Genomic DNA, 15,590 nt, shown 5'->3' on the forward strand with positions numbered 1-15,590 from the left:
GGGGAGCCGCCTCATGAGCGACAGCCTCGATTACCAGACGGTGCGTCACGTGAATCTGACCGCGCTGAGCGCGGTGGTGAAGGCGTGGAACAAGCTCCCGGAGGACTTCAGAGACGTCCACACCTCGTTCGACCGCACGGTCACCAAACCGCTGAGCACCGATCGGAGCGGCTGGCACGGCGACTCCCACAAGGCAGCGGTCAAGCACTTCACGGTCGTCCAGAATCAGGTCACGGAGGCCGCCGGACAGGCCGAGTGGCTCGGGAAGGAGATGTCCCGCTGCCTGAAGGTGTTCGAGGGCGCCAAGAAGGACCTGGTGGACGTCGAGTCCACGGTGTCCGAGAAGCCGACGGGCGGCGGAAAGAACTACCTCAAGCTGAACTCCAAGGACGGCGTCGTCTACGTCGACCCGCCCGAAGGTGAGGACGGCTCAGGGATCAGGAAGGCGTACCACGAGGTCATCACGGACCTCAACAAGAAGATCGAGAAGGCCCTCCGCGACGCGGCCGAGGCCGACGCGGACCTGAAGAAGGCCCTGACCTTCGACCCGCACGGCGACGGCTTCAGCGGCGACACCCCGAAAATGCAGGCCAAGAAGGACGTCGACGCACTGTACAAGCTGGCGGGCGACAAGGATTTCAAGCGGGATCCAAAGCTGTTCGCCAAGGCCAACCGTATCTTCGCGATAAACGACGGCAATGCCGACTTCGCGGAGGAGTTCGCCACCCGCAAGGGCGCGAAGGGCGCTCTGGAGTTCTGGGCCAAGGCCGCTCAGCCGGACTACGAGGACACGACGCCCGCAGACCCGATAGATCGTCCGAAAGGGGTGGAGAAGCAGCTTGCCGCCCTTCAGGACAATCTCGGCAACACCTTGGCCCTGGCCAGCCACTCGGAGTCTCCGGCCATGGAGAAGTGGAAGCAGGACGCCGTCGACCTCGGCTACCAGCGGATAGGGCCGGCCTCCCCGAAGGTTCCCGTGGGCCAGAGTGCGCTGGCACCGTACGGGTTCCAGGTCATGAGCAACCTGATGCGCACCGGGAAGTGGGAATCCGGGTTCCTGCACGACTACGGCGAAGCGCTGCTCAAGGCGGACAAGAAGCCCTTCATTCCGCCGGTCGGCGACAACAGCGAGGAGCAGATCGGCGAGCGGAAGTGGGGCAACTACGGCGTCAACCCGCCGAACTATCTTAATTTCGGGCCCGAGTACGACCAGGGCCAGGACCCGTTCACCGGGTACATGGAGGCGCTCGGGCACAACGCGGAGGCTTCGACCGACTTCTTCTCGGACAAGGAGAACTTCGAGTACGTCCTGAAGGACCGCAAGTGGTTCCCCGACGGTCCGATCCCCGACTCCGGGCCGCACAAGGACTGGCAGGGCGGGCACGTGGCGACGGGCCACGCGCTCGGCGCCGCGACGACCGGCCATGCCTGGGACGGACAGTTGCATGTCCCGGCGGAGCACACCACGGACCAGGCAGACGTGATGTCCGACCTCATCAAGGGTATGGGGGAGATGGACGACAACGGAAACGCGGAGATGCCGATGTACCCCGGCATGCGCCACGGTCTGGGGAACGCCGCAGCCGAGTACGCGCCGGACTTCTTCCGAGCCATGAAGGAAGGCTCGGACGAGGACAAGCTGTTCCCCATGTCCGGGGAACAGGCCGCGATGGAACACCGCGATGCGACGAAGTTCCTCGTGCAGCTCGGACAAGATCCGGAAGCCAATGCGGCGGTCACCGCCGGCCAGAAGCTCTACACCGCCCAAGTACTCGACCATCACCTGGGCGGAGACGTCCCCGCGAATCAGGGGTACCACGCTCCGCCGGAGGACATCGTGCACGAGGTGCTCAAGGTCTCGGGAGAGACCGCGGGCACGCTGGCCGCCGGCGCCCAGGAGGCCATCATCGGCCCGGCAGTCGTGGAGGATCAGGAATACGACAAGGGCACTCTGCACACACGTCTGTGGACCAACGGCGCTTTCGGCACCGTGGTGACGGGTGTCAGCGTCCTGAAGCCCTTTGCCGCGCATCCCGTCGGAGCCGCGACCGCCGCGGCGCTGATCATCGGGGCTGAGGGGGCAGCGCTCAACGACCACGACGCCGCGCACTGGAGCAGCAACAAGTCCGCCCCGGCGGCGGACAGAGCCGGCGCGATCTACGACGAGATGGCCGGGCGTGACGTGCGGCAGAACGAGAAGATGCTGGAGGCCATCGGGAAGGAGTACAACGTCGACGTCTCGAAGAGTTGGTCGGAGCTGTACTCCGAGGACGGCTTCACCCACGGATACACCAGGGTGGCGTCCACGGCGCCGTTCCTCACCTCGATCGAACAAGTCAGGCAAATGGCCGTACAGAAATAGTGGAACGCACACACATGAACCGCCCGCTCCGTATCACCCTGCTCTCCGTCCTCGCCGTGGCCCTGGTCGCGGCGGGGGCGCTGGGCGGCGCGCTCTCCCAACAGGAGGACCGCAACAATGCCAAGAAGTTCTCCGACATCTCGGGGGACACCACCTGCTGGGCCGCCGAGTCGGTGGTGGACCGGGTCGTTCCCGTATCCCACTACGCGGACCGCTGGAAGCGGCTGACCAGGGAAGAGCTCGGCTACAACGCCCAGTGCGGCATCACGGTGGACGGCAAGCAGGTACTGCGGGTCTCCGTCGAGCAGCACAACGCGGCGCACAGGCCCGACCGGGTGGGCACGGGCCCGGGCCACGGCAAGACCGAGAGCGTTCCCGGCTTCGAGCAGAGCTGGTCCTCCCGGGACGCCGCCGTCGTCGTCGTCCCCTGTACGAAGGACACGGGCGACGACAACGCCACCAATCTGTACATCAAAGCCCAGGCGTGGCGGAAGAACTACGGGAAGTTGCGCCAGGACGTGGTACGGATCGTCGAGCAGGCGGTCGAGGCGCACCGGACCACAGCGTGCAACGGTGCCCCGGCCGCGGACGACCGCGACTGACCAGCCGTAGCGCCATCGCCCCCCGGGGGCGATGGCGCGCTCAGAAGCTTCTCTCCCTCTTACCCGCCGCTCACTCCCACCCGGTCCGGGGTGAGGGGCAGGGTGCGGTGGCGGGTGCCGGTGGCGTGGTGGACGGCGTTGGCCAGGGCCGCGGGGGTGCCGACGATGCCGATCTCCCCGATGCCCTTGCCGCCGACGGGGTTGAGATGCGGGTCGTGCTCCTCGATCCAGTGCGCGTCGATGTCGGGGACGTCCGCGTGCGCGGGGACGTGGTAGGCGGCCAGGTCCCGTTCGACGAAGCCGCCGAGCCGGGCGTCCAGCGTGCTCTGCTCGGTCAGCGCCATGCCCAGGCCCATCGTCATGCCGCCGATGAACTGGGAGCGGGCGGTGCGCGCGTTCAGGATCCGGCCCGCGGCGAAGACGCCGAGCAGCCGGCGGGTGCGCACCTCCCCGGTGACGGTGTCGACCGCGACCTCCGCGAAGACGGCGCCGAAGGCGTGCCGCGCGTAGTCCTCCTGGGAGCGCACGTCGGTGGCGGTGTCGACGGTGACGATGCTGCCGCCGGACTCGCGCAGCTCCCGGCACGCCTTGTGGACGGCCCAGCCCCAGGAGGCGGTGCCGGAGGATCCGCCGGCCACCGACGCAGCGGGCAGGTCGCTGCTGCCGATGTCGACGCGGACGGCGTCCAGTTCCACGCCGAGCTCCTCGGCGGCGATCTGGGCGAGCACGGTACGGGCTCCGGTGCCGATGTCGGTGGCGTTGACGCGCACCTGGTAGCCGGGCCGGGCGCCGTCGCCCAGCACCTGGACGGATGCGGTGGACGGGGCGACGTAGACCGGGTAGGTGGCCGCGGCCACGCCCGTGCCCAGCAGCAGGTCGCCGTCACGACGAGTGCCCGGCCGCGGGTCGCGGCGCTCCCAGCCGAACCGGCGGGCGCCCTCGCGCAGGCAGTCGGCCAAGTGGTGGCTGCTGAACGGCTTGCCGCTGTCGGGCTCCCGGTCGGGGATGTTGCGCAGCCGCAGTTCGACCGGGTCGATGCCGAGGGCTGTGGCCACCTCGTCCATCGCGGATTCGAGCGCGTACATGCCGGGCGCTTCGCCCGGGGCCCGCATCCAGGAGGGGGCGGGGACGTCCAGCGGGACCACCTGGTGGCCGGTACGGATCCCCACGGCGCCGTACATGACGCGTGAGGGCACGGCCGCCTGCTCCACGAATTCCTTGAACGAGGCGGTGTGGGTGAGCACGTCGTGCCCGAGCGCGGTCAGGGTGCCGTCGTCCCGGGTGCCGAGGCGCAGCCGCTGGATGGTGGGGGCACGGTGGCCGACGACGCCGGGCAGTTCGCGCCGGGGCAGGACGACCTTGACGGCGCGTCCGGTGTGCAGGGCTGCCATGGCGGCGAGCACGGCCTGCGGGCGCGGGGTGCCCTTGGAGCCGAAGCCGCCGCCGACGTGTTCGGAGACGACCGTGACCTGTGCCGGTTCCAGGCCGAACAGCGCCGCGAGTGTGGTGCCGACGAGGGTGGCGCCCTGGCTGGAGTCGTAGGCGATCAGATGGCCGCCCTCCCACACGGCGGTGGCGGCGTGCGGCTCCATGGGGTGGTTGTGCAGCGGGCTGAGGGTGTAGGTCGCGTCGAACTGGTGCGGCGCCGCCGCGTACTCCGCGTCGAAGTCGCCGGTCTCCTGGTCGGCCGGATAGCCGCCGTTGGCCTCCTCGGGGTGGTAGAGCCCGGGGTGGTCGGCGCGGAGCAGCACGTCGTGCGGCTCCTCCGCGTAGTCGACCCGGATCGCCTGCGCCATCTCGCGCGCCGTCTCGGGGGTCTCGGCGACGGCCAGCGCCACGTACCAGCCCCGGTGCGGCACCTGCGGGGTCTGGAGCAGGGCGAGGATGGGGTCGTCGGGTTCGCCGAGCCGGGGCGCGTTCTCGTGGGTGAGGACGGCGAGTGCGCCGGGCAGGGCCATGGCCTCGCTGTCGTCGATGCCGGTGACGCTGCCGTGCGGGACGGTCGCGGGCACCGGTCGGCCGTACACGCAGGCGGGCGGGGTGTGTTCGGCGGCGTAGCGGGCCGCGCCGGTGACCTTGGCGTGCCCTTCGCGGCGGGCGGCGGGGGAGCCCAGCACGGGTTCGCCGGAGCGGCCCCGGGAACCGGCGCGGTCGCGGGAGGCGGTGCGGTCCTGGGAGGTGGTGTCGTCCACGGCCATCGTCCTCGTCCTCGTCGTCGTCCTCGTCTGCGTGTTCGTCTGCGTGTTCGTGTTCGTGTTCGTCTTCTTCGTCGTCTTCGGAGCCTCAGACCCCTGCGGAGCGGTTCGCGGCGGGCTGCGGGGGCTCGGCGAGGCCGGTCAGCAGCCGTACGGCCACGCCGCGGGCCAGCGGCACCTTGAAGGCGTTGTCCGCCAGCGGCTCGGCCGCGGCCAGCTCGGCGTCCACGGCGCGGGCGAAGGTGTCCGCGTCGGCGCGGGTCCCGACCAGCACCTCCTCGGCGGTGCGGGCCCGCCACGGCCGGTGTGCCAGCGCGCCGAACGCGAGCGCGGCGTGCCGCACGGTCCCGTCCTCGTCGAGTGCGAGAACGGCGGCGGCCGAGGCCAGCGCGAAGGCGTAGGAGGCGCGGTCGCGGGCCTTGCGGTAGCCCGCGCGGGCCCCGGCGGGCGATGCGGGCAGGGTGAGGTGCGCGACGAGTTCGCCGGGCCGGAGCACGGTGTCCCGCTCCGGGGTGTCGCCCGGCAGCCGGTGGAACGCGGCGGCGGGGACCGTCCTGGTCCCCTCGGGGCCGAGCAGTTCGACCTCCGCGTCGTAGGCGGCCAGCGCGACGGCCATGTCGGAGGGGTGGGTGGCCACGCAGTGCTCGGAGTGGCCCAGGACCGCCATGTCCCTGGTGGCGCCCTCGCGGGCCGAGCAGCCCGCTCCGGGCTCACGCTTGTTGCAGGGCGCCGAGAGGTCCTGGAAGTAGGGGCAGCGGGTGCGCTGCAGGAGGTTGCCACCGGTGGTGGCCAGGTTGCGGAGCTGCCCGGAGGCACCGGCCAGCAGCGCCTGGGCCAGCGCCGGATAGTCGCTGCGGACGGCGGGATGCGCGGCCAGGTCGCTGTTGCGGACGTTGGCGCCCACCCGCAGGCCGCCGCCGGGCGCGGTCTCGACGGTGTCCAGGGCCAGCCGTGAGACGTCGATGAGGTGCCCGGGGGCCTCCACGCCGAGTTTCATCAGGTCGACGAGGTTGGTGCCGCCCGCCAGGAAGTACGCGTGCGGCTGCGCGGCGAAGGCGGAGACGGCCTGCTCGGGGCTGGTGGCGCGTTCGAAGGTGAAGGGTTTCATGGTGCGGGTCACCTCGCCGGTGCGGCGTCGGAGGCGGAGTCGCGGTCCGAGTCGCGGTCCGAGTCGCGGTCCGAGTCGCGGTCGGATGCGGGGCCGGAGGCGGGATGCGCGGTGCCGGAGCGCGGACCGACGTGGCCGCTCGCGTCCTCCAGGGCCGCCACGATGTGCGGGTAGGCGCCGCACCGGCAGAGGTTGCCGCTCATCCGCTCCCGGATCTCCGCGCGGCTCAGTTCGGCCGGCTCCCCGGTGGACCGCTGCAGCACCTCGCCGGGAGTGGCGTGCGAGGGGTGCCCCTCGGCGGCCTCGCACAGCATGCCGACCCCGGAGACGATCTGGCCCGGCGTGCAGTAGCCGCACTGGAAGGCGTCCCGCTCCTCGAACGCGCGCTGCAGCGGATGCGGCTCCTCGGCGTCGCCGAGCCCCTCGACGGTGGTCAGGTGCGCGCCGTCGTGCGCCACCGCGAGCAGCAGGCAACTGTTGGCGCGGCGCCCCTCCAGCAGCACCGTGCAGGCGCCGCACTGGCCGTGGTCGCAGCCCTTCTTGCTGCCGGTGAGGTCGAGCTGTTCGCGCAGTACGTCGAGGACGGTGGCCCGGTGGTCGACGGTCACGGTGTGCGCGGTGTCGTTGACGTGCAGGGTGAGGGTCGAGCTGGTGGCGGTGCGCTGGGGGATCACGGGGCGCGCCTCTCGTCGGCTCTTGCGGCTGGTGCGGGCTGGTGCGGGCTGGTGGGGCGAGGCTGCGGAGGGAGGGAGGAGGGAGGAGGGTGCCGGAGGGGGAGGGTGCGGGATGCGGCATCCACGGTTTTTTGGGGGAGGGTGCGGCTGCGGGTGCGGCTCAGCGGCGTTCCAGCACGCCGCGCAGGAAGGCCGCCTGACCGACGTGCTGCAGGGTGTCGCCGAGGACGCTGACGAGACGTACCCCGAGCGAGACCGGCGGATCCCACGCCTCGTCCACGATGCGGTCGAGGGATCGGGAACTGAGAGTGCCCAGATAGCCGAGAGTCTCCTCGTGGACCGCGTCGTGGTAGTCCAGCAGCGGTCTCGGCGAATCCACCCGGACGGCGGCCACCTCCTCGGGCGTGTGGCCGAATCCGGTGTCGTCGGCCGGGAGGGGCAGCCCGAAACGATCCTCGAACCCCTGTGCGTGCCAGACCTGTTCCGTACCCGCGGCGTCGGCGAGGTGGTCGTCCTGCACCCGGGTGAGGTGCCAGATCAGCCAGCAGACGCTGTTGCCCCCAGGGTCGGGCGGCTCGTTGAGGTTCTTCTTGCGGATCCCGCTGAGCGCCGCGTGGACCTCGCCGTTCAGCCGGGTGAAGGCGTCCGTGAGGAGGGCGGTTGTGTCCATGTTTGCGACCATACGGCCGGAGGGCGCACTGGATGCGCTTCTGCCGCCCCCGACTGCTTCCGGACACACGTGATCCCCCGCCGGTCCCACCCCCGGAACGGGGTGGGACCGGCGGGGGCGGTGCCCCCGACAGCAGTGCGCCGAAGGGGTGCGGCCGGGCCGGCTACCAGCGGTACCAGCGACCGCGCCGCCCGCCGACCGACGGCCGGACGAGGAAGCCGAGCAGCCAGACGACCAGCACGATCACCGCGATCCACCACAGCGCCTTCAGCGCGAACCCCGCGCCGAACAGAATCAGCGCGAGCAGCAGGACGAGGAGCAAAGGACCCACAATCGTTCACCTCCGCGGCCCGAGTGCCCCCGTCTCCCGACCGCAACCGCACAACTTGACGAGCACGGGTCAGAACACGCACGGGTCAGGTCGTCACGTGGGGACGACCAGCCGGGCCTTCCCCTGCTGGGAGGCGTAGTCGAGGGTCTGCCAGGTGCCCGACTGGGTGCTCGTCCCCACCGGGAAGCCGATCACCATGGCCGAGCGGTCGACCATCCACCGGTTCCGGGCCAGGTAGGCGGCGTCGTCCAGCGGGTCGGCGGCCAGCTCGACGATCTCCGCGAGGCGCTCCCAGGAGCGGTTGACGGCGTTTCTGGCCTCCGGCGGCTGCTGGTCCAGGGTGCCGGGCACCGCGACGGTGAGCCAGGCGTCGGTCTCCTCCGCCAGCCATCTGAGCGCCAGGCTGTCGATGCCGCGGCCGCCGCCGAGGTAGAAGTGCGCGTCGGCTGCGAACGGCGCCAGGTACGCCGTGAAGAGCTGCGCATAGTGGGCGGCGTCGTGGTGTCCCGCCGTACGGCTTCCGGTGATGGTCACGGTACGCATCGTCAGTGCCCCAGTCCCTGACTCGGTGGCTTCGGACGGCCATCCACCCGTGCGCGATCGCTCGCTAGGCCGCTTCGCATCCTCGCACGCGGGACCGACACCCCGGCGGGGAGCGGGCCCTGCCCTTCGTCTGCCCTTCGCCTGCCCTTCGGGGTGGCCGCGGGGGAACGGGGCGGCGCGGCGCCCTCCGCGCGGGTAGCGTGGAGGTGTCCACGTGTGGGGGTGCGCGATGCACGAGGGGTTAGAGACCAGCATCGGTGACCGGCTCGGGCGGCTGAGAACCCGCCGCGGCCTGACCCAGGAGCGGCTGGCGGAATCGGCCGAGGTCTGCGTCGACATCATCCGCAAGCTGGAGCAGAACAGGCGCCGAACGGCGCGCATGGCGACGCTCAACCAACTGGCGCGGGCGCTGGATGTCGATGTGTCGGTGCTGGTCGGAACGCCGGTCACGTTCGAGGCCCGGCCGGACGGGAGCGCGCCGTCGGTCCTGGCGCTGCGGCGGGCGGTGTCGCCGGTGGCCGACCTGCTCGGCGACGGCACGGAACCGGACCGGGAGGACCCGGAGGAACCGCCGACCGCCGGGGCGCTGCGCGCCTCCCTCCGCGCCACCGAGGGCATCCGGCGCGCGGGCCGGATGGGCGAAGTGGGCGCGGTGCTGCCGCAGTTGATCAGGGACGCGCGGGCGGCCGTGCGCGCCTTCGAAGGCAGCGACCGGGACCGCACGGCGGCGTACGCGGTGCTCGCCGAGGCGTACCAGGTCGCGGCGACCACCCTGACGGCGCTCGGCAATCCGGACGCCGCGTTCACCGCCATGGAGCGCGCCGCGGACGCGGCCCGCCGGGCGGGCGATCCGCACCTGGAGGCGATCGGCGCCGCGACGCTCGCCTGGGTCCTGACCAAGCAGGGGCGGCTGGAGGACGCCGAGCATGTGGCGCACACCCAGGCGGACCGCATCGAGCCGACGTTCCGCTCCCAGCCCCTCGACCTGTCCCTGTGGGGCATCCTGCTGTTGCGCGCGGCAACTGCCGCGGTCCGGCAGGGCGAACGCCACTACGACCGGGTGGACGAACTGCTGCGCATGGCGACCGCGGCGGCGGCCGGGATCGGCAGCGACCGGCTCGACTACGCGACTCCCTTCGGCCCCACCAACACCGCCGTGGCGAAGGTGAACTTCCAGGTGGAGATGGACCGCTGCGCGGACGCGCTGGGCACCGCGCGCACCGTCCCCGACCTCGCCTCCCTCCCCCCGACGTGGCGCGCACGCTTCCACGTGGACCGCGCCCTCGCCCACGCGGGGCTCGACCGGGACGAAGCAGCCACCCGCGCACTGCTCACCGCGGAGCAGGACGCACCCGAGTGGATGCGCTACCACGGCACGGCCCGCCGCCTCGTGGCCGACCTCCACTCCCGCGAGCGCCGCCGCACCTCTCCGCTGGCGGAACTCGCCGACCGGCTGCATCTGGACGAGTAGGACGACACGTCACAGTCGGACCCGGAACCGGCACACTGCGTCACTGGTGACCCCCGTGGCGCAACCGTACGTTCGTCGCGCGTACGGCGGCACCAGCACACGAGGTGCCGCACCCTCACGAGCCCGGGACGGCATCCATGACGCCCAACTCGCACAGCCGCGCCGCCACAGAGCCCGACATCCCCTGGTCCCCGCCGGTCCACGCGCCGTTCGCGCTGCTGCCCGTGGGGGTGTGGTGGGACGCGGTGCGGGTTCCGTACGCGCGGGGGTGGGGCGTCGTCCGCACGTTGGGGGAGGCGTGCGGGGCCGTGATCGGGGACCCGCACCGGTCGTGGCTGTACTGGCTGGTCCCGCCCGGGGGCGGCGGCCTCCCGGCCCGGGAGGGCGAGGTGGTACGGCTGTCGGTCGCCTGCTGGCTGCCCGTTCCGGCGCGGACCCGGACGGAGCCGCCCGGTCCGTACTGGGCCGTGCCCTACGGCGGCGCGGACGGGCGCGGGCTGACGGATCCGCTGCGGCTGCGGGCGGCCCTCGCGGACGGGGCGGCCGCCCGGTGAGCGGCGTGGTCGGTGCCGGGTACTGCCTGCCGTGCGGGGAGCGGCGCGCGGAGACCGTGGTGGTGGCGCTCGTGCACGCGAACTCGGGACCGGGCCGGGCCGTCGAGGCGTGTCTGCCGCACGCGCGGGAGTACGCGACGGCTCCGGAGGCCCCGCAGTGGCTCCGGGACGATCTCGCGGTGCTGGACGCGCTGGACGCACTGGACGCGGGCGGCTGACTCAGTCCGGGTCCCGCTTCCGGTCCCGGCCGCGGGGCGGTCGGCTCGCGGCGCTGCGGCGCAGCTTTCCGGTCAGCGAGGTCGCGGCGGCGGTGAGGAAGACCAGCGTGTAGACGATCTGGAGCAGGATGACGAGCCGCACGGACTGGCCGTGCGGGGTGATGTCGCCGTAGCTGAGGGTGGCGAGCGTCAGCAGCGCGAAGTACAGCGCGTCCAGCCGGGTGCGCAGGCCGGTGAACTCGCCAGGGTGATGGGACATCACGAAGTACGCGGAGGAGAACAGCAGCACGGACAGGCACATCAGCGAGACCAGCGCGACGACCGTGCCGGGCCGGTCGAAGAGGGCGTCGCGCATGTGTTTGACCAGCAGGACGGCGATGGCCGTCAGCCCGAGGCCGAACACGGTCCAGCTCAGCACCGGCCGTTCCGGGCCCAGGGTGTGCTCCGGCACCAGGAAGTAGGCCAGGAACAGGGCCGCGGTCACCGGGCCCAGCAGCGGCCACCCGTGGCCGGACCACAGCGGCCGGCGGCCGGAGCCGCCGCCGGTCGGGGCGCCGGACGGGGCGTCGGACGGGGCGTCGGTCCAGGCGTCGGACGGAGCACTGGACCGCTCGCCGGTGGCCTCGTCCGAGGGCTCGCCGGACGCCGCGCCCGTCGACCGGTCGGGCGGCTCGTCGGAGGACGGCTCGTCGGAGCGCTGGGCCATGGGGCCATCGTCGGCCCCGACGCCGCCGGGCGCGCTGTGGAGAGGTCCGGTCGGAGGGCCGGTGGTCCCGGGTGGCGGGTCAGCGCGCCGACGACGGCTTCCGGCCGGGGCGGCGGTGCGGCGGGGTGGCGGCGGCGCGGACCTCCTCGGCGGCTGCGCGGTAGGCGGGCGCCGCGCGGCTGAAGTAGTCGAAGAGGAGGGCCCGCTGCTCGGGTGTGTAGCGCTCCAGCAGTTCGGTGATGCGGCGGTGGGCGGGCGCGGCGGTCTCCTCCAGCGCGGGGAAGGAGTCGGCGGCCGGCTCGACCCGCAGGCGGCGGCGGTCGGCCGGGTCCGCAGCGCGGCGGACGTATCCGGCGCTTTCGAGGCGGTCGATCAGCCGGGTGGTGGCGCCCGTGGTCAGCCCGGTGCGGACGGCCAGTTCGCCGGGGGTGAGCGGACCCTCCACGGAGATCACGCTCAGCGCGTACCACTCGGTGGCCTGCAGTCCCACCGCTTCGGCACCCGCCATGCCGTGCAGCCCGACCGCGTCCAGGTACTGGCGGAAGACCAGGTGTGCGTCAGTGGACGCGTCGTCGTCGGCCATCGCAGCCAACCCCTCCCGATTTCTCTGCTTCTATGAAGATATCCGCAAGAGAACTTCTGTGTGAGCCTAACCAGTGGGCGGCAGCCGGACCACCCGGGGGAACGCGCGACCGCCGTCACCGAGACGGACGCCGCAAGCGCGCCCGACGATGCCCGAAGGCGGCAGGGTGCCCGCACCCCGCACCCCGCGCCTCCGGCGGCGGGACGGCCGGGCCGGGGCCTGGGCCGGACCTGCACCTGGGCCGGACCAAGGGCAGGGACCGGACCGGGCCCCGGGGCCGAGAGGCGGCGCCCGGCGGGCGGTCAGGGTGCCAGCACGTCCAGTTCGGCCATCGCGTCCTCGGTGATGGTGCGCATCACGCTCTCCGCGCGGGCACCGTCCCCCTCCCGGACCGCTTCCGCGACCTGGACATGCAGGGTGACAGCCTCCTGGCGGGGGTCGCTGAACATCACCTCGTGCCGGGTGCGGCCGGTGAGGACGGCCGCGACGACATCGCCGAGCCGCGCGAACATCTCGTTGCGGGAGGCCCGCAGCACGGCGCGGTGGAAGGCGATGTCGTGCACCAGGTAGTTGTCGAGCTGCCGCCCGCGCGAGGTGGCGACCATGCCCAGCGCGTGCTCGGTCAGCGCGGCGCACTCCTCCGGAGTGGCCTGCTCGGCGGCGAGGCGGGCCGCGACCGGCTCGACGGCGGACCGCAGCACCGTGAGGGAGCGCAACTGGCGCCCCTGGTCGGCACCGGCCAGCCGCCAGGTGATCACCTGCGGGTCGTAGACGTTCCACTGCTCGGTCGGCAGCACCGTGACCCCGACCCTGCGGCGCGACTCGACCAGGTGCATGGACTCCAGCACCCGCACCGCCTCGCGCGCCACCGTGCGGGAGACCTCGTAGCGGGCGGCCAGCTCCTCGGTGAGCAGCACCGTGCCGGGCGGGTACGCACCGGCCGTGATCGCCGGGCCGAGCGAGGCGAGCATCCGCGCGTGCAGCCCGCGCTCGCGGCGCACCCCCCGACCGCGCTTCGCACCGTCCGCGCCCACGGCATCGTCCGGGCCCGCAGCGTCTGACCCATCCGCACCGTCCGGTCCGTCCGGTCCGTCCGGTCCGTCCGCACCGTCTGCCCCATCCGCGCCGTCCGGTCCATCCGCGCCGTCCCCGCGGTCCGGGCCCGGCGCGGCGTGCGTGGTGTCCGCGGCCGCCGCGCGGTGCGGGCCCACCGGACCGTTCTCCCGGTCGGCGCCGTCGTCCTGGCTGGTCATGCCTCTCCCGACTCGTCTCCACCCCTCCCCGTGCGCTCGGCGAGCACTCGGGACGCTCAGCCTACGTGCTTCTCGTCACGGCAAATAAGTATGACTACATCGCTTCCAGCTATTGAATACATGTGACCTATGGGGTTGAGTGTCCTGCGCGCCGAGCGAGGTCGACGAGGACGGTGAGAGCGGTGCGGAGTAAGAGGTCCGAGCAGGACCCGGGGCTCGACCCGGTGGCCGACGCGGCGCCCGGACCGGCGGTGGAGCCGGTCGAGGAGCAGCCCGGGCCGGCGACCGACCCGGCGGCGAAACCCGCCGCCGGCGCCGTGGTCGTCGTCATGGGAGTGGCGGGCACCGGCAAGACCACCGTGGGGCGCCTGCTCGCCGACGCGCTCGACGTGCCCTACGCCGAGGCCGACGCCTTCCACCCGCCCGCCAACGTCGCCAAGATGTCCGCCGGAACCCCGCTCGACGACGCCGACCGGGCGCCCTGGCTCGACGCCATCGGCGCCTGGGCGCACCGCCACCAGGCGCACGGCGGGGTCGTGAGCTGCTCGGCGCTCAAGCGCGGCTACCGCGACCGGCTGCGGGCTGCGGCACCCGGTGTCGTCTTCCTGCATCTGACCGGCGACCGCGCGCTGATCGCCGAGCGGATGGCCGGGCGGTCGGACCACTTCATGCCGGTCACACTCCTGGACTCGCAGTTCGCCACGCTCGAACCGCTGGCACCGGACGAGCCGGGCGCCGCCGTCGACGTCGCGCCGGGACCCCCCGCGGTCACCCGGCACGCCCTGGCGGCGCTGGGCCGCCTCTCCCCCGCTCATACCGACCAGTTGGTCAGCAACCCCTGACCCGTTCCCGATCCGCTCCCGTCACACATCACCATCCACGAAGAAGGTAGAGCCGTGCGCCATCTCAGTGCCGAGATGCTGGCCGCGGGGTCGCAGCAACCGGACCCCATCACCTCCGCCGGCAACGTCCAGTTGGGGATCGCCGCCCTCGTCGGCATCGCCGTCATCGTCGTCCTCATCACCCGGTTCAAGCTGCACGCCTTCCTGGCGCTGACCGTCGGCACCCTCGCGCTGGGCGCCGCGGCCGCCGCGCCGCTCGACAAGGTGATAGCCAGCTTCAGCACCGGCCTCGGGGACACCGTCTCCGGCGTCGGCGTGCTCATCGCGCTGGGCGCCATCCTCGGCAAACTGCTCGCCGACTCCGGCGGTGCCGACCAGATCGTGGACACGATCCTGGCCAGGGCGAGCAGGCGCAGCATCCCGTGGGCGATGGCGCTGATCGCGGGCATCGTCGGGCTGCCGATGTTCTTCGAGGTCGGGCTGGTACTGCTGATCCCGGTGGTGCTGCTGGTGGCCAAGCGCGGCAACTACTCGGTGATGCGCGTCGGCATCCCCGCGCTCGCCGGACTGTCGGTGATGCACGGGCTGGTGCCCCCGCACCCCGGCCCGCTCGTCGCCATCGACGCGATGGACGCCAACCTGGGCGTGACGCTGGCCCTCGGCCTCGTCGTCGGCATCCCCACCCTGATCGTGGCCGGTCCGCTGTTCGGCAAGGTGGCCGCACGCTGGGTCGAGACCACACCACCCGAAGGAGTCGTGCCCGAGCGGGCCGACGCCGAACTGGACCGGCGGCCCGGCTTCGGCGGCACGCTGGCCACGGTGCTGCTGCCCGTCGTGCTGATGCTCGCCAAGGCGCTCGCCGACATCGTCGTCGACGACCCCGAGGACACCGTGCAGCGGGTCATGGACGTGATCGGCGACCCGATGACGGCACTCCTGGTGGCGGTACTGGTCGCGATGTTCACCCTGGGACGCCCCGCGGGCTTCACCAAGGACCGGATGTCCTCCACCGTGGCGAGTTCGCTCGGCCCGATCGCGGGCATCCTGCTGATCGTCGGCGCGGGCGGCGGCTTCAAGCAGACCCTGGTGGACGTCGGCATCGGGCAGATGATCCTGGACCTGTCCGAGAACTGGTCGATCCCGGCACTGCTGCTCGGCTGGCTCATCGCCGTCTGCATCCGGCTGGCGACCGGCTCCGCGACCGTGGCCACCGTCTCGGCGGCCGGGCTCGTCGGCCCCCTCACCGCCGACATGTCCACGCCCCAGACCGCACTGGTCGTGCTCGCGGTCGGCGCCGGCTCGCTCTTCTTCAGCCACGTCAACGACGCCGGGTTCTGGCTGGTCAAGGAGTACTTCGGGATGAACGTCGGGCAGACCCTGAAGTCCTGGTCGGTGATGGAGACGATCATCTCCGTCGTCGGACTGGTGCTGTTGCTGCTGCTCTCGCTGGTGCTCTAGACGATGTCTGATCAGCGGGA

16 protein-coding genes are annotated in these 15,590 nt (G+C 72.3%); 7 read left to right on the forward strand and 9 right to left on the reverse strand.

What is annotated here, in order from left to right; translation table 11 throughout:
• The first annotated feature begins 13 nt into the window (after nt 1-13).
• Nucleotides 14-2,362 (forward strand): hypothetical protein, encoded by a 2,349-nt coding sequence (locus BMX65_RS05320; protein ID WP_074998973.1) that lies wholly within the window; start codon nt 14-16, stop codon nt 2,360-2,362.
• 14 nt (nt 2,363-2,376) lie between these two features.
• Complete coding sequence (locus BMX65_RS05325) at nt 2,377-2,964, forward strand: hypothetical protein (RefSeq protein ID WP_074998974.1); 588 nt, start codon at nt 2,377-2,379, stop codon at nt 2,962-2,964.
• Nucleotides 2,965-3,023: 59 nt separating this feature from the next.
• Here the strand turns inward: BMX65_RS05325 and BMX65_RS05330 are convergent, their stop codons facing one another.
• The 6 genes from BMX65_RS05330 to BMX65_RS05355 form a co-directional block, all read right to left on the reverse strand.
• Nucleotides 3,024-5,162, reverse strand: coding sequence for a xanthine dehydrogenase family protein molybdopterin-binding subunit (locus tag BMX65_RS05330; protein WP_239502032.1), 2,139 nt, complete (start codon nt 5,160-5,162; stop codon nt 3,024-3,026).
• An 85-nt stretch (nt 5,163-5,247) separates the two neighbouring features.
• Entirely contained in the window at nt 5,248-6,267 is a 1,020-nt protein-coding gene (locus tag BMX65_RS05335) for an FAD binding domain-containing protein (RefSeq protein ID WP_074998975.1), read from the reverse strand.
• Between the two features lie 8 nt (nt 6,268-6,275).
• Nucleotides 6,276-6,941 (reverse strand): (2Fe-2S)-binding protein, encoded by a 666-nt coding sequence (locus BMX65_RS05340; protein WP_074998976.1) that lies wholly within the window; start codon nt 6,939-6,941, stop codon nt 6,276-6,278.
• Nucleotides 6,942-7,101: 160 nt separating this feature from the next.
• Nucleotides 7,102-7,611, reverse strand: coding sequence for a mycothiol transferase (locus BMX65_RS05345; RefSeq protein WP_074998977.1), 510 nt, complete (start codon nt 7,609-7,611; stop codon nt 7,102-7,104).
• Between the two features lie 163 nt (nt 7,612-7,774).
• Nucleotides 7,775-7,942: a DUF5670 family protein gene (locus BMX65_RS05350; RefSeq protein WP_026004365.1), complete on the reverse strand. Its 168-nt coding sequence runs from the start codon at nt 7,940-7,942 to the stop codon at nt 7,775-7,777.
• A gap of 93 nt (nt 7,943-8,035) precedes the next feature.
• Nucleotides 8,036-8,485 (reverse strand): DNA-processing protein DprA, encoded by a 450-nt coding sequence (locus BMX65_RS05355; RefSeq protein ID WP_074998978.1) that lies wholly within the window; start codon nt 8,483-8,485, stop codon nt 8,036-8,038.
• A 229-nt stretch (nt 8,486-8,714) separates the two neighbouring features.
• Between BMX65_RS05355 and BMX65_RS05360 the strand changes: the two genes are divergently transcribed.
• From BMX65_RS05360 to BMX65_RS05370, 3 genes are all read left to right on the forward strand, one after another.
• Nucleotides 8,715-9,956: a helix-turn-helix domain-containing protein gene (locus BMX65_RS05360; RefSeq protein ID WP_074998979.1), complete on the forward strand. Its 1,242-nt coding sequence runs from the start codon at nt 8,715-8,717 to the stop codon at nt 9,954-9,956.
• Between the two features lie 137 nt (nt 9,957-10,093).
• Nucleotides 10,094-10,510, forward strand: a complete 417-nt coding sequence (locus tag BMX65_RS05365) for a hypothetical protein (RefSeq protein ID WP_079171702.1) — start codon at nt 10,094-10,096, stop codon at nt 10,508-10,510.
• On the forward strand, nt 10,507-10,728 hold the full coding sequence (locus BMX65_RS05370) for a hypothetical protein (RefSeq protein WP_074998980.1): 222 nt from the start codon (nt 10,507-10,509) through the stop codon (nt 10,726-10,728). The genes BMX65_RS05365 and BMX65_RS05370 overlap by 4 nt, the downstream gene beginning before the upstream one ends.
• 1 nt (nt 10,729) lies before the next feature.
• Here the strand turns inward: BMX65_RS05370 and BMX65_RS05375 are convergent, their stop codons facing one another.
• The 3 genes from BMX65_RS05375 to BMX65_RS05385 all read right to left on the reverse strand — a co-directional run bounded on the left by BMX65_RS05375 (nt 10,730) and on the right by BMX65_RS05385 (nt 12,988).
• The gene (locus BMX65_RS05375; RefSeq protein ID WP_079171703.1) at nt 10,730-11,434 is read right to left on the reverse strand and encodes an ion channel; all 705 of its coding nucleotides are present in this window, start codon (nt 11,432-11,434) and stop codon (nt 10,730-10,732) included.
• 79 nt (nt 11,435-11,513) lie between these two features.
• A complete protein-coding gene (locus BMX65_RS05380; protein WP_074998981.1) occupies nt 11,514-12,017 on the reverse strand; it encodes a MarR family transcriptional regulator in 504 nt (167 codons plus the stop codon).
• Nucleotides 12,018-12,319: 302 nt separating this feature from the next.
• Nucleotides 12,320-12,988: a FadR/GntR family transcriptional regulator gene (locus BMX65_RS05385; RefSeq protein ID WP_074999270.1), complete on the reverse strand. Its 669-nt coding sequence runs from the start codon at nt 12,986-12,988 to the stop codon at nt 12,320-12,322.
• Between the two features lie 611 nt (nt 12,989-13,599).
• Here BMX65_RS05385 and BMX65_RS05390 point away from each other — a divergent pair.
• Together BMX65_RS05390 and BMX65_RS05395 are read left to right on the forward strand one after the other, a co-directional pair.
• On the forward strand, nt 13,600-14,112 hold the full coding sequence (locus tag BMX65_RS05390; protein ID WP_074999271.1) for a gluconokinase: 513 nt from the start codon (nt 13,600-13,602) through the stop codon (nt 14,110-14,112).
• A gap of 54 nt (nt 14,113-14,166) precedes the next feature.
• Complete coding sequence (locus tag BMX65_RS05395; protein ID WP_107437396.1) at nt 14,167-15,570, forward strand: GntP family permease; 1,404 nt, start codon at nt 14,167-14,169, stop codon at nt 15,568-15,570.
• Nucleotides 15,571-15,590 lie beyond the last annotated feature (20 nt).

The organism is Streptomyces qinglanensis, from assembly GCF_900111245.1.
Lineage (GTDB): Bacteria > Actinomycetota > Actinomycetes > Streptomycetales > Streptomycetaceae > Streptomyces > Streptomyces qinglanensis.